Origin of the sequence: Pseudomonas graminis, assembly GCF_013201545.1 — a bacterium.
Taxonomy (GTDB): domain Bacteria; phylum Pseudomonadota; class Gammaproteobacteria; order Pseudomonadales; family Pseudomonadaceae; genus Aquipseudomonas.
The window spans coordinates 3,094,198-3,112,889 of sequence record NZ_CP053746.1; the positions used below are offsets into that span (position 1 = coordinate 3,094,198).

17 protein-coding genes are annotated in these 18,692 nt (G+C 59.7%); 9 read left to right on the plus strand and 8 right to left on the minus strand.

Translation table 11 applies throughout. The features are described from left to right. The first annotated feature begins 141 nt into the window (after window positions 1-141). The gene (gene rluB / locus FX982_RS13865) at window positions 142-1,374 is read left to right on the plus strand and encodes a 23S rRNA pseudouridine(2605) synthase RluB (protein ID WP_172611216.1); all 1,233 of its coding nucleotides are present in this window, start codon (window positions 142-144) and stop codon (window positions 1,372-1,374) included. Window positions 1,375-1,457: 83 nt separating this feature from the next. Here rluB and FX982_RS13870 read toward each other — a convergent pair whose 3' ends face one another. Beyond that, window positions 1,458-2,426 carry a leucyl aminopeptidase gene (locus FX982_RS13870; protein ID WP_172611217.1) on the minus strand — a complete coding sequence of 323 codons (969 nt, stop codon included), beginning with the start codon at window positions 2,424-2,426 and terminating at the stop codon, window positions 1,458-1,460. A gap of 69 nt (window positions 2,427-2,495) precedes the next feature. Next, a complete protein-coding gene (locus FX982_RS13875) occupies window positions 2,496-2,633 on the minus strand; it encodes a hypothetical protein (RefSeq protein ID WP_163022139.1) in 138 nt (45 codons plus the stop codon). 484 nt (window positions 2,634-3,117) lie between these two features. On the opposite strand from FX982_RS13875, the gene FX982_RS13880 reads away from it, so the two are divergent. Both FX982_RS13880 and arfB read left to right on the plus strand, forming a co-directional pair. Beyond that, window positions 3,118-4,542: an amino acid permease gene (locus FX982_RS13880; RefSeq protein WP_172611219.1), complete on the plus strand. Its 1,425-nt coding sequence runs from the start codon at window positions 3,118-3,120 to the stop codon at window positions 4,540-4,542. A 53-nt stretch (window positions 4,543-4,595) separates the two neighbouring features. Further along, window positions 4,596-5,009 (plus strand): alternative ribosome rescue aminoacyl-tRNA hydrolase ArfB, encoded by a 414-nt coding sequence (arfB, locus tag FX982_RS13885; RefSeq protein WP_172611221.1) that lies wholly within the window; start codon window positions 4,596-4,598, stop codon window positions 5,007-5,009. 15 nt (window positions 5,010-5,024) lie between these two features. On the opposite strand, the gene FX982_RS13890 is transcribed toward arfB, so the two are convergent. The 5 genes from FX982_RS13890 to phhA form a co-directional block, all read right to left on the minus strand. Further along, complete coding sequence (locus FX982_RS13890; RefSeq protein ID WP_172611223.1) at window positions 5,025-6,239, minus strand: MFS transporter; 1,215 nt, start codon at window positions 6,237-6,239, stop codon at window positions 5,025-5,027. Between the two features lie 246 nt (window positions 6,240-6,485). Continuing rightward, complete coding sequence (locus tag FX982_RS13895; RefSeq protein WP_163023151.1) at window positions 6,486-6,623, minus strand: hypothetical protein; 138 nt, start codon at window positions 6,621-6,623, stop codon at window positions 6,486-6,488. Between the two features lie 180 nt (window positions 6,624-6,803). After that, entirely contained in the window at window positions 6,804-8,000 is a 1,197-nt protein-coding gene (locus FX982_RS13900) for an amino acid aminotransferase (RefSeq protein ID WP_172611225.1), read from the minus strand. Further along, on the minus strand, window positions 8,001-8,357 hold the full coding sequence (locus tag FX982_RS13905; RefSeq protein ID WP_074890313.1) for a 4a-hydroxytetrahydrobiopterin dehydratase: 357 nt from the start codon (window positions 8,355-8,357) through the stop codon (window positions 8,001-8,003). A 50-nt stretch (window positions 8,358-8,407) separates the two neighbouring features. After that, window positions 8,408-9,196: a phenylalanine 4-monooxygenase gene (phhA, locus tag FX982_RS13910; RefSeq protein WP_172611226.1), complete on the minus strand. Its 789-nt coding sequence runs from the start codon at window positions 9,194-9,196 to the stop codon at window positions 8,408-8,410. Between the two features lie 279 nt (window positions 9,197-9,475). On the opposite strand from phhA, the gene FX982_RS13915 reads away from it, so the two are divergent. After that, window positions 9,476-11,029: a sigma-54-dependent transcriptional regulator gene (locus FX982_RS13915; protein ID WP_172611228.1), complete on the plus strand. Its 1,554-nt coding sequence runs from the start codon at window positions 9,476-9,478 to the stop codon at window positions 11,027-11,029. A 124-nt stretch (window positions 11,030-11,153) separates the two neighbouring features. Here FX982_RS13915 and FX982_RS13920 read toward each other — a convergent pair whose 3' ends face one another. After that, window positions 11,154-11,420 (minus strand): DUF2790 domain-containing protein, encoded by a 267-nt coding sequence (locus FX982_RS13920; protein WP_122624628.1) that lies wholly within the window; start codon window positions 11,418-11,420, stop codon window positions 11,154-11,156. Window positions 11,421-11,868: 448 nt separating this feature from the next. Between FX982_RS13920 and acs the strand changes: the two genes are divergently transcribed. From acs to FX982_RS13945, 5 genes are all read left to right on the plus strand, one after another. After that, window positions 11,869-13,824 carry an acetate--CoA ligase gene (gene acs / locus FX982_RS13925; RefSeq protein ID WP_172611230.1) on the plus strand — a complete coding sequence of 652 codons (1,956 nt, stop codon included), beginning with the start codon at window positions 11,869-11,871 and terminating at the stop codon, window positions 13,822-13,824. 594 nt (window positions 13,825-14,418) lie between these two features. Next, entirely contained in the window at window positions 14,419-15,414 is a 996-nt protein-coding gene (locus tag FX982_RS13930) for an IS110 family transposase (RefSeq protein WP_172610027.1), read from the plus strand. A gap of 1,024 nt (window positions 15,415-16,438) precedes the next feature. After that, window positions 16,439-17,215 carry an ABC transporter substrate-binding protein gene (locus FX982_RS13935; RefSeq protein WP_172611232.1) on the plus strand — a complete coding sequence of 259 codons (777 nt, stop codon included), beginning with the start codon at window positions 16,439-16,441 and terminating at the stop codon, window positions 17,213-17,215. A gap of 91 nt (window positions 17,216-17,306) precedes the next feature. Continuing rightward, on the plus strand, window positions 17,307-17,996 hold the full coding sequence (locus tag FX982_RS13940) for an ABC transporter permease (protein ID WP_172611233.1): 690 nt from the start codon (window positions 17,307-17,309) through the stop codon (window positions 17,994-17,996). Continuing rightward, on the plus strand, window positions 17,993-18,691 hold the full coding sequence (locus tag FX982_RS13945; protein WP_122537547.1) for an ABC transporter permease: 699 nt from the start codon (window positions 17,993-17,995) through the stop codon (window positions 18,689-18,691). Before FX982_RS13940 ends, FX982_RS13945 begins: the two co-directional genes overlap by 4 nt. The last annotated feature ends 1 nt before the right edge of the window (window position 18,692 follow it).

The window sequence follows — 18,692 nt, forward strand, 5'->3', positions numbered from 1 at the left end:
CCACACGCGCCAGGGATTTCAGTTTTCTGCCCGTTCCGCTTCAGAGTTGTTCTGATCCGGAGCCGCTCTCGTCCAGAGAGCCGGGCCACAGGCCATGCCCACTCGCGCATGCCCTGATTCGACACACCGGGAGGTGCCCAGATGAGTGAACAAGACAAGCAAGACAAAGAGATCGGCCCAGCAGGCGAAAAACTGCAGAAGGTCCTGGCGCGCATTGGCGTCGGTTCCCGTCGCGACGTTGAAGCCTGGATCGGCGAAGGCCGCATCAAGGTCAACGGCGTTCAGGCCACGCTCGGTCAGCGCGTTGACCTGCACGACGCCATCACGGTCGACGGTCGCGTGATCCGCCGCGAAGAAGCCGCCGAAACCGTTCGCCGCGTCGTCATGTACAACAAGCCGGATGGTGAAATCTGCACCCGTGACGACCCTGAAGGCCGTCCGACTGTATTTGATCGCCTGCCGCGCCCGAAAGAAGGCCGCTGGATCAATATCGGTCGTCTGGACATCAACACCACCGGCCTGCTGATGTTCACCACCGACGGTGAACTGGCCAACCGCCTGATGCACCCCTCGTTCGAGATGGACCGCGAGTACGCCGTGCGCGTCCGTGGCGAAGTCGACGACGACATGCTGGCGCGCCTGAAGGCTGGCGTGGTGCTGGAAGACGGCCCTGCGCGTTTCACCGACATTCAGCAGGCGCCGGGTGGCGAAGGCTTCAACCACTGGTACCACTGTGTGGTCATGGAAGGCCGCAACCGTGAAGTTCGCCGGTTGTGGGAATCCCAGGGGTTGGTGGTCAGCCGCCTGAAGCGCGTGCGTTTCGGTCCGGTGTTCCTCAATTCCGACCTGCCAATGGGTCGCTGGCGCGAAATGAGCCAGCAGGAAGTCGACATCCTCAGTGCCGAGGTCGGCCTGACGCCGGTCGCGATGCCGCAGATGACCGCCAAGACCAAAGACAAGCTGGAGCGTTTGCAGCGCCAGTCGTCCCGTCCGTTGGGCAAAGGCGAGCGTGTGCGTCAGGTTCGTCCGGCCAAGGATGCGGTGTCTCCGGATCGTCCGGCCCGCGAGCCGCGTCTTGCGGATGGCGAGCGCCCGGCGCGCAAACCTGCGGAAAGCGGTCGTCCGGCGCGCACCCCGCGTCCGGCCATCGGTGGTCGTGGCGACACTGCCCGTGGCGACAGCGCCCGCAGCGAAAGCGGTCGTGGCACGCCGGTGGCGGAACGTCCGAGCGACATGAACAAGCGTCCTGCCAAGCCGAAGCCTTCGCGTCCCGGCATCGGTCTGGTGGACGACAAGACCCCGTCCGGCAAACGCCGCGGCCCGCCAAGCGGCTCCGGTCAGCGTCCAGGCTTCGGTCGTCGCAAGCCTGAGTAACGGCGTTGTGAAACACTGACAGCGGTCTGCACTACGAAAAACGCCAGTCGAGAGACTGGCGTTTTTTTATACGCGCTTATGAGTCAGACGACGTAGGCGGTCCCATCGAACACCACGCGCTTGTCCACGGCCAGTGAACCGCTGTTGAAGATCAGGTCCATGTGATGGCTGCCCTTGGCGCCGCCGCCCAGGCCCAGATGCAGCCCGCAGTGACGCTCTTCGAACCCCGCGTTGCGCGCGTACAGCTGACTGACGCCTTCGTTGGTGCCGATCCCCAGTTCTTCGATGCGCCGGTTCGAAGGATTGGCGTCCAGGTACTTATTGAAGTCATGCTCCAGCCCCGGTACGTCAGTAGCGATGCGGGTCACCACGGAGTTCTCGATCCACAGTTCCAGTGGCGATTCGATGATCCCGTACTTGCGCGCGAAAGGGATGGTGCTGAGAAAGGTGCCGAGGAACCGCACATGACCGTTGATGGATTCGCTGTGGGTGGCGATCTCACCGGGTGCCAGGTCGTAGTTGCCGACGCCGTTGATGTTGGTCCACTTCTTCAGTTCGCGCAGCGGTGCCTCGAAGTACGAGCCGTGCTCGTCACTGAAGCTGAGGGTCTCGCCTTCGTTCATGGTGTCGATCAACGCCGCATTCAGCTGCGCGATGCGCTCTGGCTCAACGCTGAACGTGTCGTAGAAATAGTCGCCGTAATCCTTGAACAGCAGAGACTTCTTCCACTGCGCCGACATCACCTCCTGCAACTGACGAATGAAAGCCGGTCCTTCGGCGCGCGGGTTGGGCAGCGTTGAGGAATCGTAGAACAGGACATAGAGATCGGAATGGGTGATGGCTTCTGTCAGTTCGCCGACCGGGGTGGTGTCCAGCGGCATAGTGCTGAACCGGAAGAAATCCCGCGCCGTAGCGCTTTCGATGATGCCATTGACGATGCTGCGGTATTCCGGGGTATGGGCCAGTAGTACTTGGGGAGTGTTCATGCCGGCGATGGCGGGGTGGCGTTGCAGGTAATACAGGAAATGTTCGATTGCGCTGCTGTTATCCATAGTGCGCTCCGCTCCGAATGCTTAAAACAAGAGGGCGAACGCGTTAGCCACGTTCGCCCTTCAGCTGTTTTAGAACGGCCACATCGCGGTGCCAAACGGCACGACGGCGTCAGCCTGCATCATTTCCACAGCGGCATCATGAGTCGGTGCTTCAAACCAATCGTCCAATTGCAGTTCTTCTTCCAGAGCCAGTTCAACTGTTTGCATAGGTGAATCTCCTGAGAATGACGTACTTGCCGAATGCAGCGAGGACGAAAGGGCATCGCCTTAAGTCCTCGTCATGGAAGCACACTGACCTTCGTGGCCAGCAAGCACTGAAAAAACTAGTGCAATAACCGGAGTGTTGCAAAATAAAAAAGGGGAGATAAATGCTGGCATTTCGCCGGAATTATCGAAACTTCCTGCGAAAACAACGTTAGGGAGCTTTCGATTTCGGGGAATTATTTTTGCGACAGAATTGTGTCGGCAGAGTGATTGAGAGCCCAGTCAATAACAGATTCCCGGCTAAAACCGGTCCTACTCTTCCGCGCAATCCGGTGTGAGCGGTGTACAATGCGCGCCCGTTTTTTCTGTGATCCACCGGCGTATGGACGCCAATCCCTCGGGGTTACCCACTCCGTTTCCCTCCGCCGCGTCATGAGCGCGTCGGGTTCGATTCCGTCACAGACAAGCGCGCCAAGGTGGTTTGCCAATGAGTGAAAACATGTCCCATTCGGGTGACTTGAAGCGTGGTCTGAAGAACCGACACATCCAGCTGATCGCCCTCGGTGGCGCGATCGGCACGGGTCTGTTTCTGGGCTCGGCAGGGGTGCTGAAGTCCGCTGGCCCGTCGATGATCCTTGGCTACGCCGTCTGCGGCTTCATCGCCTTCATGATCATGCGCCAGCTGGGCGAGATGATCGTCGAAGAGCCGGTGGCCGGGTCGTTCAGCCATTTCGCCCACAAATACTGGGGCGGCTTTGCCGGCTTCCTGTCGGGCTGGAACTGCTGGGTTTTGTACATTCTGGTGGGCATGTCCGAGCTGACCGCCGTCGGCAAATACATTCAGTACTGGTGGCCCGAAGTCCCTGCGTGGGCCTCGGCAGCCGTGTTCTTCGTGATGATCAACGTCATTAACCTGGCCAATGTGAAAGTCTTCGGCGAGGCCGAATTCTGGTTCGCGATCATCAAGGTCGTGGCGATCCTGGGGATGATCGCCCTGGGCAGTTATCTGCTGGTGAGCGGCGAGGGTGGCCCGCAAGCGTCGGTGAGCAATCTGTGGGATCGGGGTGGCTTCTTCCCCCATGGCGTGAGCGGGCTCGTCATGGCGCTGGCGTTCATCATGTTCTCGTTCGGGGGCCTGGAAATGCTCGGCTTCACCGCTGCGGAAGCGGACCAGCCGCGCACCATCATTCCGAAGGCCATCAACCAGGTCATCTACCGGATTCTGATTTTCTACATCGGCTCGCTGGTGGTGCTGCTGTCACTGACGCCGTGGGACGCCTTGCTGGTCGACCTCAATGCGTCCGGCGATGCCTACAGCGGCAGCCCGTTCGTGCATGTTTTCTCGATGCTGGGCAGCACAACGGCGGCGCACATTCTTAACTTCGTCGTGCTGACGGCGGCTTTGTCGGTCTACAACAGCGGCACTTATTGCAACGCACGCATGCTGTTCGGCATGGCCGAGCAGGGCGATGCGCCGCAGTCACTGGCGCGGGTCGACAGTCGGGGTGTTCCGGTGCGGGCGATTCTGGTGTCGGCGGCGGTGACGCTGATTGCTGTGCTGCTCAACTACCTGATGCCGCAAAACGCCCTCGAGCTGTTGATGTCGCTGGTGGTCGCGACGCTGGTGATCAACTGGGCGATGATCAGCTATTCCCACCTCAAATTCCGCCAACACCTGAGCCGCATCGGCCAGCAGCCGTTGTTCAAGGCGCTGTGGTACCCGTATGGCAACTACGTCTGTCTGGCGTTTGTGGTGCTGATTCTGGGGATCATGCTGATGATTCCCGGCATCCGGGTTTCGGTGTACGCGATCCCGGTCTGGCTGGCGGCGATGTGGGTGTTCTACCTGATCAAGAACAAGCGCCGGGCCAACAGCGAGTCGATGGCCCAGCGCACGTCGATCATCAAATGAGGCGAGAGCCGCCGGTGAAATCGCGGCGGCTTTGAACCAGGACATAGGTTGCAATGCTGATCATCTCCAACAACATCCATCTGCCGGACAGCGACGTCGAGCTGACCGCCATCCGTGCCCAGGGTGCGGGTGGTCAGAACGTCAACAAGGTTTCCAGCGCCATGCACCTGCGCTTCGACATCAACGCCTCGTCGCTGCCGCCGTTCTACAAGGAACGACTTCTGGCGCTGCGTGACAGTCGTATCACCAGCGACGGCGTGCTCGTCATCAAAGCGCAGCAGTACCGGACGCAGGAACAGAACCGTGCCGATGCGCTGGAGCGTTTGAGTGAGCTGATCGTCAGTGCGGGGAAGGTCGAGAAGAAGCGTCGGCCGACCAAACCGACCCTGGGCTCGAAGACCCGCCGGCTGGAATCAAAGACCAAGCGCGGGTCGATCAAGGCAGGGCGGGGCAAGGTCGATTTTTAAACAGCGTTGACGTGATCAGCTGGTGACCGGCTTTTCCCGAGTCCTGTTCGCGTGCTTGTACAGATACACACTCAGCCCCAGCCCGCTCACCGAAGCCAACGCGGCGAACAGGAAGATCGACGCAAAGCCGAAACCTGCCGCCACGGCGCCCGCCACCGGCCCGGTAATTCCCAGCGACAGGTCGATGAACAGCGAATAAGCCCCCACTGCCGCACCGCGACTGGCCGGCGGAACCAGATTGACTGCTTCGACGCCGAGCGCCGGGAACACCAGCGAGAAGCCGAAGCCAGTCAGCGCCGCACCGGCCAGCGCCAGATTCGGGTTGGGCGCCAGCCACAGCAGCAGCAACCCCAACGTCTCCACTGACAGGCAGGCAATCGCCACGCGGAAGCCGCCGATGCGGTTGATCAGGTTGCCGAACAGCAGGCGTGCGCCGATGAAACAGGCGCCGAACAGGCTCAGGCACAACACCGCATTCGGCCAGGTGTGGCTGGCGTAATACAGGGTGATAAACGTCGCGATGGTGCCGAAGCCGATCGAACCCAGCGCCAGCCCGGTGCCGTGGGGCAGCACACGCCCTAGCACGTGAAGGAAGGGCAAACGTTCCCCATGCACCAGCGGCGCCGGGGTTTTCTTCCAGGCCAGGGAAATCCCCAGCGCCGCCAGCAGCATGATACTGACGCCCATGCTCCACAGCCCCAGCGCGCTGACCAGCAGCACACCCAGTGGCGCGCCGATGGCCAGTGCGCCGTAGCTGGCGATACCGTTCCAGGAAATCACTTTGGCCGTGTTGGCAGCGCCGACGCGGCCGATGCCCCAGCCAATCGAGCCGGAGCCAACCAGACTTTCTGCGCTGCCGAGCACCAGACGGCCCACGAACAAGCTGACCAGACTGACCATCGGCCAGGCGTCGAGCCAGTCGGCGAGGAGCATGAACACGCCGCTCAACCCGCAGCCGAACAGGCCGATGATGACGGCCTTTTTCGGGCCTCGGGTGTCGATGAAGCGCCCGGCAAAGGGGCGGCTGAGCAGTGTGGCGAGGTATTGCACGCTGATGACCAGCCCGGCGGCCACCGCGCCGAAGCCTAGGTCGGTGTGCACATAGCCCGGCAATACGGCCAGCGGGATACCGATGTTCAGGTAGCCGATGAAGGTGAACAGCACGATGGAAACAACCTGCAGCGTGACAGCCATAGGACGTTGAGGGGCAGCGCTCGAAGCGTCTGGCATGGGCATAGATCCACGGTTACGACGGAAATAGAAAGGCGAGGGGGCAATCGGGTTGAAGCGTAGACGCTTGAATCCGTGCGAGGGCACATGATAATGAGGCATAGCGGTTCATGGCAGCAGCGGATGGGCGGATCTGATTCGGGGTCAAGCAGAGGTGAAGCCTGTTGCGAATGATTCAGCCCTTATGGAAATACACCTTGAAGACGCTCTTCCATAGGGGCTGAACAGTCAGCGGTAACTCGGCCTTCAGCGCGGGCTTTGGGCTTTGCTGCTGTCGTTACTCTTACCGCTGGCTTTCATCTCGATCGGCTGACCGAGTTCCTGGCGGGCTGCTGCACTTTGCTGGGTTTGGCTTGGGAAGGGGAAGTTCGGGATTTCATGCATATCATCGCTCCTCACAAGTGTGTTGCGGCTGAATTGAACAGCGCGTCTTAAAACGCTCAGGGAGGATACAGCAGTACAAATGACAATCAGACTTTTAAATGCGGGCCGCCGGTCATGTAGTGAGCATGGGTTCCTACAACATGCGCGCGGCCCTGAAAAAGTGCGGGAGCGGTGATCGCCTCAGTCCTCGCAAACCGCTGCAAATGCCGCTGCCAGCTCAGTCAGTCGCGTGGCGTCAATCCCCGCCACGTTGGCGCGACCCGCCGCCACCATGTACACGCTGTGTTCGTTGCGCAGACGCGCCACCTGATCGTCGTTCATGCCGGTGTAGGAAAACATGCCGCGCTGCACGGCGATGTGGGCGAAACGTTCACCCAGACCCAGCGGCGTGAGTGCCTCGACCAGCCCGACCCGAAGGTGCGCAATGCGGCTGCGCATCTCTTCGACTTCCTCAGCCCACAGGGCTTTCAACTCAGGATCGCCGAGGATTTCGGCGACGACGGCAGCGCCATGATCCGGTGGATTCGACCACAGATTACGGGCCGTCGCCGACAGCTGACTGCGCACATCCAGCAGCTTGTCGGTGGTGTCGGCGCAGACCAGCAAGGCGCCGGTGCGCTCGCGGTACAGGCCGAAATTTTTCGAGCAGGAACTGGTGATAAGCAACTCAGGCAGTTCGCCGGCAAACAGGCGAACCGCCCAGGCGTCCTCCTCAAGGCCGTCACCAAAACCCTGATACGCGAAATCGATCAAGGGCAGCAGGTTGCGTTGCTTGACGATTTCCAGCACCGCGTACCAGTCATCACGGGACAGGTCGAACCCGGTCGGGTTGTGGCAGCAGGCATGCAACAGGACGACGTCGCCCTCGGGAATGGTCCTCAACGTCTCCAGCATGGCCGGCACGTTGAGCGTGTTGTCACTGCCCACGTAGGGGTAGTGACTGACTTTCAGGCCCGCCGCGGCGTAGATGGTTTCGTGAATCGGCCAGGTCGGATCACTCAGCCAGATGCCCTTGCCCGGCAGGCAATTGGCAATGAAGTCCGCGCTCAAACGCAGCGCGCCGGTGCCGCCGGGTGTCTGGGTGGCGCCAACGCGCTTGCTGGCGATCAGCGGTGAGTCGGCGCCCATGACCAGCTCACAGATCAGCGTGCCGAACCGCGGTTCGCCATGGCCACCGATGTAACTTTTGGTGGGTTGCGAGTCGACCAGCCGCTGCTCGGCGATTTTCACCGCACGGGGAATAGTGGTGAGGCCCTGCGCATCCTTATAGACGCCCACGCCCAAGTCGAACTTGTTCGGATTCGGGTCTTTGGCATAGGCCTGAATCAGGCCCAGGATGGGATCGTCCGGTACGCGCTGGATCTGTGAAAAATGCATTTACTTACGGCCCTCGGCGCTTTTGGCCACCTCGTCTGTGCGGGAGGCCATGATGAAATCGTTGCGGTGCAGCCCCTTGATGGAATGGCTCCACCAGGTCACGGTCACTTTGCCCCATTCGGTCAGCAGACCCGGGTGGTGACCTTCGGCCTCGGCAATTTCGCCGACCGCGTTGGTAAACGCCAGTGCAAATTTGAAATTCTTGAACAGAAAGACTTTTTCCAGCTGCATGACGCCGTCACGCACTTCGATGTTCCAGTCCGGGATCTGCTTGAGCAAATCCGGCAGCTCGGCGTCACTGACCTGTGGGGCGTCGGCGCGGCAGGCTTCGCACTGGGATTGATTGAGAGCGGTCATTGGGAGATTCCTTGATCGGGTTCGGGCTGCTGTTTCAGGCAGCTTTTGTTTTAGGCGGCTTTGGTCTTGGCGGCGAACTTCGGCGCGTGCAGCCCCCGTTCGGACGCCGTGCGGGCCATGCCCATGATGTCTTCGTGGGCAAGGTCGAACAGGCGCTTGAGATCCGGCAGCACAAAATACAGCGGCTGCAGAATGTCGATGCGGTAGGGCGTGCGCATGGCTTCAATCGGGTCGAAGGGTTGATGTTCAGGGGTTGATGACACGCTGTAAACGGTTTCCTTGGGCGAGGAAAGGATGCCGCCGCCGTAGATCTTGCGCCCTTGGGGCGTGTCGACCAGGCCGAACTCGATGGTCATCCAGTAGAGGCGGGCAAGATACACGCGCTGCTCTTTGCTGGCTGCCAGACCGAGCTTGCCGTAGGTGTGGGTGAATTCTGCAAACCAGGGGTTGGTCAGTAGCGGGCAGTGTCCGAAAACCTCGTGAAAGATGTCGGGCTCTTGCAGGTAGTCGAGCTCTTCTTCGCTGCGAATGAACGTAGCGACTGGAAATCGCTTGCTCGCCAGCAACTCGAAGAACGTTTGAAAAGGGATCAGCGCCGGTACGCGCTCGACTTGCCAACCCGTTGTAGCGCCGAGGACGCGGTTGATCTCGCCGAGCTGCGGAATACGGTCGTGGGGCAGGGCGAGTTGCTCGATCCCATCCAGATACTCCTGGCACGCACGGCCCTCGACGACTTTGAGCTGCCGGGTGATGAGGGTGTTCCAGATTCTATGCTCGGCTTCCGAGTAATCAATGAATCCGGTGGCGTCCGGCTCGCGGGCGACGTACTGCGTACTCATGGGGCTCTCCTGATGGTTTTTTCTTATATGGAGCAAGCGATGTATGTAGGGAGGTTAAATCCGATTGAGCCATTGATAGCTGATTTGGCGCTCTTGAAGTGCAGGTTTGCCGTTCGATCAGCGCCGCAATGCTCGCGGATCTGTAAAGAAATCGTGACGCCTAGCCGTTGCTTACTCATATGCACCACCATTGCGCTTCATCCAATGCTTGCGCTGTAACGTATTCTTGACGATAAACTCGGCCTAATCCGAAATCGATGCCACGTTCGCGAGCCCTCCATGCGTATCAAAGTCCATTGCCAGAACCGCGTCGGTATCCTGCGCGACATCCTCGAGTTGCTGGTGGCTTACGGCGTCAACGTCTCCGGCGGCGAAGTGGGCGGTGAGCATGGCGACGCCATTTACCTGCGTTGCCCGAACCTGATCAATCTGCAGTTCCAGGCGCTGGTGCCGAAGTTCGAGACCGTCGCCGGGGTATTCGGCGTCAAGCGTGTGGGATTGATGCCCAGCGAGCGTCGGCACATGGAGCTCAATGCTTTGCTCGGCGCACTTGAATTCCCGGTGCTCTCCATCGACATGGGCGGCTCCATCGTTGCGGCCAACCGCGCCGCCGCGCAGCTGCTGGGCGTGCGGGTTGATGAAGTACCGGGCATTCCGCTGTCCCGTTACGCCGAGGATTTCGACCTGCCGCAACTGGTGCGCGCCAATCGCTCGCGCATCAACGGTCTGCGCGTGAAGGTCAAAGGCGACATCTTTCTGGCTGACATCGCGCCCCTGCAATCCGAGCACGAAGACAGCGAGGCCATGGCCGGCGCCGTGCTGACACTGCACCGCGCCGACCGGGTCGGCGAGCACATCTATAACGTGCGCAAGCAGGAGCTGCGCGGTTTCGACAGTATTTTTCAGAGTTCGAAGGTGATGGCCGCGGTGGTTCGGGAGGCCCGCCGCATGGCCCCGCTGGATGCGCCGTTGTTGATCGAAGGCGAAACCGGCACGGGTAAAGAACTGCTGGCGCGGGCCTGTCACCTGGCCAGCCCGCGCGGCCAGTCGCCGATGATGGCGCTCAACTGCGCGGGGTTTTCCGAATCCATGGCTGAGACCGAGCTGTTCGGCTACGGCCCCGGCGCATTTGAAGGTGCACGAGCCGATGGCAAGCTGGGGCTGCTCGAATTGACCTCGGGGGGGACGTTGTTTCTCGACGGGGTCGCGGAGATGAGTGGACGGTTGCAGGCGAAACTGCTGCGCTACTTACAGGAAGGGTGCTTTCGGAGGGTCGGCAGCGACGAGGAGGTGTACCTAGACGTGCGCATCATCTGTGCCACGCAAGTGGACTTGTCCGAACTCTGCACCCGGGGCGAATTCCGCCAGGACCTCTACCACCGGCTCAACGTGCTGTCGCTGCACATTCCGCCCCTGCGCGACTGCCTGGACGGTCTCGCGCCGCTGGTTGAGCACTTTATTGATCAGGCCAGTCGGCAGATTGGTTGCGCCTTACCCCGGCTGGCGCCAGCGGCAATGGAGCGGCTCAGCCAATACCACTGGCCGGGCAATGTGCGGCAGCTGGAAAACGTATTGTTCCAGGCTGTTTCGCTGTGCGACGGAAAACTGGTGAAAGCTGAACATATTCGCCTGCCGGATTACGGCGTGCGACAACCCTTGGGAGCGTTTTCCCTGGAAGGGGGGCTGGAAGACATTGTCGGGCGGTTCGAGAAAGCAGTACTTGAGCAGCTATATGCGGCGCACCCGAGCAGCCGTTTATTAGGCAAGCGATTGAGTGTTTCCCATACAACCGTCGCCAATAAGTTGAAGCACTACGGAATAGGCCAAAGTTAAAAGTTGTTCATGACTGTAGAGGCACGCTTACCCGCGAATCGGTAATGCTGTTAGCGGATATATAAACTCATACACCGCGATTCGCGGGCAAGCGCTCTTGCAAGCAAGCGGCGAGCGCAACTGATCAGCCGTTGCTGCAACCGTTGCCCATGACCTGATACTCAAGCACGTGGCGTTTGCCCTGAGAGTCAACGTAGGTCATATGCTGTGGGACGACCTGGCAGACGTTCGGCACTTCATCCACCGAAATAACCTTCGCGATATCCAGCTTGGTGGAGTAGGTGTATTCCTCGACACGCTGTTGCTGGGCGGCCACTTTTGCGCCGGATTCTTCTGCCATTGCCATGGCGCTGAAACCACAAAGAGCCATTACAACCAGTGCAGCTTTCATTACTCATTTCCTCTAAGTTGCTTCATTAACACTGCGACGCAGAAAGTGCGGTCGACAGGGTGCGCAGAATCCTTGTGGGGCTCTGGGTGAAGCGAATGATGACCGGGTGGGTTTAGTTGATCGATATTCCAGCGTGGGGGCTGTTGTTAATCAATCATTTGCCGTGTTGGCGGAACGGATTCTATGCCCCTGTCCGGAATTCATATAGAAACCATTCTGATAAAGTCTGTTGAGCAAATCGGCAACAATCGCTGTTATTCGGTTGTTGGCAGGGCTCGACGGGTTCTTTAGTCGTAGCCGGGACATGAAGATTTGCCTGAAACCGGGCACCTCAGCTGCTTTCGGCGCTATGCTCGGAGTCGGTAAGACCATCGTCGAATGGCCTTTGCAGCCATCGGCGGATACAACAGGGTCATAAAACAACAACATTTCCACCGAGGTAAGAAAGATGAGTGCGGCTTCCCTGTACCCCGTCCGCCCTGAAGTGGCAGCCAACACGCTGACTGACGAGGCGACCTACAAGGCGATGTACCAGCAGTCGGTGGTCAATCCCGATGGCTTCTGGCGCGAACAAGCCCAGCGCCTTGACTGGATCAAGCCATTCACCACCGTCAAACAGACCTCCTTCGACGACCACCGCGTCGACATCAAGTGGTTCGCCGACGGCACCCTGAACGTTTCCTACAACTGCCTCGACCGCCATCTGGCCGAGCGCGGTGATTCAATCGCGATCATCTGGGAAGGCGACGATCCTTCCGAGAGCCGCAACATTACCTACCGCGAACTGCACGAAGAAGTCTGCAAGTTCGCCAACGCGCTGCGCGGGCAGGATGTCCATCGCGGCGATGTCGTCACTATCTATATGCCGATGATCCCGGAAGCCGTGGTGGCCATGCTGGCCTGCGCGCGCATCGGTGCGATTCATTCGGTGGTGTTCGGCGGCTTTTCACCTGAAGCACTGGCCGGTCGCATCATCGACTGCAAGTCGAAAGTGGTGATCACCGCTGACGAAGGGCTCCGTGGCGGCAAGAAAACCGCCATGAAGGCGAACGTCGACCGTGCCCTGACCAACCCGGAAACAGCGAGCGTACAGAAGGTCATCGTGTGCAAGCGCACCGGCGGCGATATCGAGTGGAACCGTCATCGCGACATCTGGTACCACTCGCTGCTGGACGTGGCCTCAAGCACCTGCGCGCCGAAAGAAATGGGCGCCGAAGAATCGCTGTTCATCCTCTACACCTCAGGTTCCACCGGCAAGCCGAAGGGCGTGCTGCACACCACAGCGGGCTATTTGCTGTACGCGGCGCTGACCCACGAGCGCGTGTTCGATTACCGTCCGGGCGAAGTGTACTGGTGCACCGCGGACGTCGGCTGGGTCACCGGCCACAGCTACATCGTCTACGGCCCGCTGGCCAATGGCGCGACCACGCTGCTGTTCGAGGGCGTGCCGAACTACCCGGACATCACCCGCGTGTCGAAAATTGTCGACAAGCACAAGGTCAACATCCTCTACACCGCGCCGACCGCCATTCGCGCCATGATGGCTGAAGGCACGAAGGCCGTAGACGGTGCTGATGGTTCGAGCCTGCGTCTCTTGGGTTCAGTCGGCGAGCCGATCAATCCGGAAGCCTGGAACTGGTACTACAACACCGTCGGCAACAAGAATTGCCCGATCGTCGACACTTGGTGGCAAACCGAAACCGGCGGCATTCTGATCAGCCCGCTGCCTGGCGCCATTGCCTTGAAGCCGGGTTCGGCGACGCGTCCGTTCTTCGGCGTGATCCCGGCCCTGGTGGATAACCTGGGCAACCTCATCGAAGGCGCGGCGGAAGGCAATCTGGTGATTCTCGACTCGTGGCCGGGTCAGTCGCGCAGCCTGTACGGCGACCACGACCGTTTTGTCGACACGTACTTCAAGACCTTCCGCGGCATGTATTTCACCGGTGACGGCGCCCGTCGCGACGAAGACGGTTACTACTGGATCACCGGCCGCGTCGACGACGTGCTCAATGTGTCCGGCCACCGCATGGGCACCGCCGAAATCGAGAGCGCGATGGTGGCTCACCCGAAAGTGGCCGAAGCGGCGGTCGTGGGTGTGCCTCACGATTTGAAAGGGCAGGGCATCTACGTCTACGTCACGCTCAATGGCGGTGAGGTGCCGGACGAAGCGTTGCGCATCGAGCTGCGCAACTGGGTGCGCAAGGAGATCGGCCCGATCGCTTCGCCGGATGTGATTCAGTGGGCGCCGGGTCTGCCGAAGACCCGTTCCGGGAAGATCATGCGACGCATCCTGCGCAAGATCGCGACCGGGGAGTACGACGCGCTGGGCGATATCTCGACGCTGGCTGATCCGAGTGTGGTTGCGCATCTGGTGGAAACCCACAAGACCATGACTGCGGCCTGACGGTCTTGCTTCGTAAGATCAAGGGCGTCGGCCTAACGGCCTCTGTTTCGCCTTCGGCGAGTTACTTGGAAAAGCACCCCAAGTAACCAAGGGTGCCTGCTCTCGGTTGGGCCCGACTTCGTCGGGTTCCTTCACTCCGGCCTCGCTCCGTGGGCCCGCGCCGAACGGACATTCATGTCCTGACGGCGCTCTCGCCGCATCCCTGCGGCTCGGCCCACTCCGCGAGACCTCCGTTCAGCCTGCACCAAAGTCGCGTTTGGTGGTGTCTGGGCTTTTTGTGTTTGAAGAGCAAAAGCAGATCAAAGGCTTCCCGGCTAAAGCCGGTCCTTGTATGTTTCTCACACACCCGCTCAGACTCGCTAGTCTTCTGGATGCATAACCAAAAAGATGTGTTCTGGGGGAGACCGATCGGTCCCTAAGGCAGACGTTAATCCTGACCTTGTCCGTAGAGAGGTCCCCCCGCCTCATTGCCCACCACGTAGAGTATCGAGAAGCCGACAAGTCGGACTTCGCATTACAAGGTTGCAGCGGCATGAAGTTCGAGGTCAGGGGAACCAGAGCCATCATTACCCAGTTTTTCTGGAGATGAAAGCCATGGCTATTCACGTCGGTCTTGATGTTGGTTCACGCACGACGGCTATGGGATGGCGCGATAAGGGTCGATCAGCCGGCGCGTGGGTAATTGCTCAAACACCTAAAGGCCGCAAGGCTGCCGTCAAGAAACTCCTGGCCCTCAAACCGCTCAGCGTTGTCATGGAAGCCACCGGTATCTATTACCTGGATCTGGCGATAGAGCTGAGTGCAGCGGGTTTGCCGGTGTCGGTGATTAACCCGAAAAGCTCCCGTAATTTTGCCAGGCTGAAGCTTCAGCACAGCAAGACGGATGCAATCGATGCCCAGTTGCTTGCCGAATATGGCGAGCGTATGACGCCTAGCTTGTGGACTCCGCCAACTTCCGCCCAGCTTGAGCTGCGGGCTATCGGCCGGCACATCAATCGTTTGGTCGACCACCGTACCCAGGCGAAAAATGAGTTGCACGCGCTTAAGGCGACTGACACGTCCTCGGCACTGCTGATCGAAGACGAAGAAGAGGCCATCGCAGCCTTTGACAAGCGTATTGAACGCTTCAGAAAGGCTGGACTGGATCTGGTTGCCAGCTGTCCGGTGCTGCAAGGTCAGTTCGATAATATGCTGGCGGCCCCCGGCATGGGCGAGGTCTCCACGCTGGCCGCGCTTGCCGAAATGGCGACCCTGCCAACGACCTTGAAGTCAGGCCAGGTAAGCCGCCATGCAGGGCTGGATGTACGGCTGACTCAGTCTGGAACGAGCATCGACAAGCCTGGCAGGCTCAGCAAATGCGGCAACGCTTACTTACGCTGTTCAATGTACATGCCAGCGCTGACTGCGATCCGCTGCGATCCCTATGTGAAGGGTTTTTACGAGGCTCTGGTGGGCCGAGGCAAACGTAAGATGCAAGCGATCTGCGCGGTGATGCGTAAATACCTGACAGGTTTGTGGGCTTGCATGCGCAGCGGCGAAGACTTCAATACGGCCAAGCTTTTCAGCGAAAAACATCTGCAAAAAGCTTGATCGGGAACAGAGTATCTACGGGGGCGCGCGGTCTGTTAGTGGGACCGGCTTTAGCCGGGAAGAGGCCAGTCCAGGCGCCAACAATTATGCTGATCGCACCCCCGTCCTTGTGGGAGTGAGCTTGCTCGCGAATGCTGCATTTCAAACACCAATTATTTGGTGGAGGTGCCAATGCCTTCGCGAGCAAGCTCGCTCCCACAAGTCCCCCAGTATCCTTAGCCCGCAATCCGGCCCTGATCCGCCCTCGATCTGCCTTTGATCTGCTTTTGATCTGCTTTTGATCTTCATACGCAAGAGGCTCAAACACCGCCAATCGCGACTTGGGTGCAGGCCGAACGCAGACGACGCGGAGTGGGCCGAGCGGCATGGATGCCGCGAGAGCGCCGCTAGGACATGGATGTCCGTTCGGCGCGGGCCCACGGAGCTTCGTCGGAGTGAGGGAACCCGACGAAGGAGGGCCAAACCAGGAGCAAGCACCTTTGGTTACTTGGGGATGGTGCGACTTTCGACTTTTCCAAGTAACTCGCCGAAGGCGAAACAGTCCGCCCCCAGGCGGACGCTCTTGATCTTCACGTTTCCCAGGCTCAAGAATCGAGAAATATCGATTTGTTACCGCGCATCCGCCCGGGTAACCTCCCTCGCCCCGGTGGGGCATTTCCACCCGAAAACCAGGCATTTCATCGTCCCGCATCAACCCGCTCCTACGCTGGACTTGCCGGATCATAAGGCTTTGCCAATAATGGGCGCGTTATTTGCTTCGTTGATAGGTTTGCCAGCTCTGGCACTTGCATAAAGCTTTTTGGATGTCAATTAGCCTGAATACGATTTCATGCGCTTCTGTAACTAGTTGTCGCATTGAAGAAATATCGACTTTCAGCCTGCCGCTAAAATGCCGACCACTCGCCGTAGGCTAGTCGGGTCCAGAGACCCGCCGGCACCTCGCGTCGCAATTTCTGATTCCTCCTGTTCATTGAGCGTCTCGCTCACTGCCATTTGTCGCGTTATACCGATGGAGTTCCAAGAAATGAAAAAGCTCATGCTGCTGGGTGCGCTGGCACTGACCGTATTGGCACAGCCCGTGTTCGCCGATGAAAAGCCCATGAAGATCGGCATCGAAGCGGCATACCCTCCGTTTGCCTCGAAGGCGCCGGACGGCAGCATCGTCGGCTTCGACTACGACATCGGCAACGCCCTGTGCGAAGAGATGAAGGTCAAGTGCGTGTGGGTCGAACAGGAATTCGACGGCCTGATCCCGGCGCTGAAAGTGCGCAAGATCGACGCCATCCTGTCCTCGATGTCCATCACCGAAGACCGTAAGAAGTCGGTCGACTTCACCAACAAGTACTACAACACCCCGGCCCGCCTGGTCATGAAGCAGGGCACCGTCGTCAGCGACGCCCTGACCGAGCTCAAAGGCAAGAACATCGGCGTGCAGCGTGGCTCGATCCACGAGCGTTTCGCCAAGGAAGTCCTGGCCCCGCTGGGTGCTGAAATCAAGCCGTACAGCTCGCAGAACGAAGTCTATCTGGACATCGGCGCCGGTCGTCTCGATGGCACCGTGGCGGATGCCACCCTGCTGCAGGACGGCTTCCTGAACACCGAATCCGGCAAAGGCTACGCGTTCGTCGGCCCGGCCTTCACCGACGTCAACTACTTCGGCGATGGCGTCGGCATTGCCGTGCGCAAAGGCGACAAGGCGGACCTGGACAAGCTCAACGCCGCCATCGCGGCCATCCGTGCCAATGGCAAATACAAAGCCATTCAGGACAAGTACTTCGACTTCGACATCTACGGCAAGTAAGTTGGTTTAAAGCCGTCAATGGCGCAAACAGCCGGTCACCGCACCGACTGATTGCGCCATTTTTCTATCCCGCGCTTGAGGGCCAAACAACATGTTGAAAGGTTACGGAGCCGTCATCCTCGACGGTGCATGGCTGACCTTGCAGCTCGCTCTGTGCTCCATGGCGCTGGCGATCGTGCTCGGCCTGATCGGCGTGGCATTGCGGCTGTCGCCGGTGCGCTGGCTGGCCTGGCTGGGCGATCTGTACTCCACCGTGATCCGCGGCATTCCCGATCTGGTGCTGATTCTGCTGATTTTCTACGGCGGTCAGGACCTGCTCAACCGCGTTGCGCCGTTGCTCGGTCACGACGACTACATTGACCTGAACCCGCTGGTGGCCGGTATCGGCACGCTGGGTTTCATTTTTGGCGCGTACCTGTCGGAGACCTTCCGCGGCGCGTTCATGGCCATCCCGAAAGGCCAGGCCGAAGCGGGCATGGCCTACGGCATGAGCAGTGGCCGGGTGTTCTTCCGCATTCTGGTACCCCAGATGATCCGTCTGGCGATCCCCGGTTTCACCAATAACTGGCTGGTACTGACCAAGGCCACCGCACTGATTTCCGTGGTCGGTCTGCAGGACATGATGTTCAAGGCCAAGCAGGCGGCCGATGCCACCCGCGAACCCTTCACTTTCTTCCTCGCAGTCGCGGCCATGTACCTGGTGATCACCAGTGTCTCGCTGCTGATACTGCGCTACATCGAAAAACGTTACTCGGCCGGCGTAAGGGTGGCAGACCTATGATTTTCGATTACAACGTCGTCTGGGAAAGCCTGCCGCTGTATTTCGGCGGCCTGCTGATCACCCTCAAACTGCTCGCGCTGTCGCTGTTTTTCGGCTTGCTCGCTGCACTGCCACTGGGCCTGATGCGCGTGTCGAAAATCGCCTGGGTCAATCTGCTGGCCTGGAGTTATACCTACGTCATTCGCGGCACGCCGATGCTGGTGCAGCTGTTCCTGATCTACTACGGGCTGGCGCAATTCGAAGCGGTGCGCGAAAGCATTCTGTGGCCGTGGCTGTCGAGCGCCACCTTTTGCGCGTGCCTGGCCTTCGCCATCAACACCAGCGCCTACACCGCTGAAATCATCGCCGGCAGCCTGAAGTCCACGCCGCCGGGCGAGATCGAGGCGGCGCGGGCGATGGGTATGTCGAAAGCCAAAATGTACCGCCGCATTCTGCTGCCGTCGGCCCTGCGCCGGGCGCTGCCGCAGTACAGCAACGAAGTGATCATGATGCTGCAGACCACCAGTCTGGCGTCCATCGTCACGCTGATGGACATCACCGGTGCGGCGCGCGCTGTGAACGCTCAGTTCTACCTGCCGTTCGAGGCCTACATTACCGCAGGCGTTTTCTACCTGTGCCTGACGTTCATTCTGGTGAAACTGTTCAAGCTGGCCGAGCGCCGCTGGCTCAGTTACCTCGCCCCGAGGAAGCACTGAT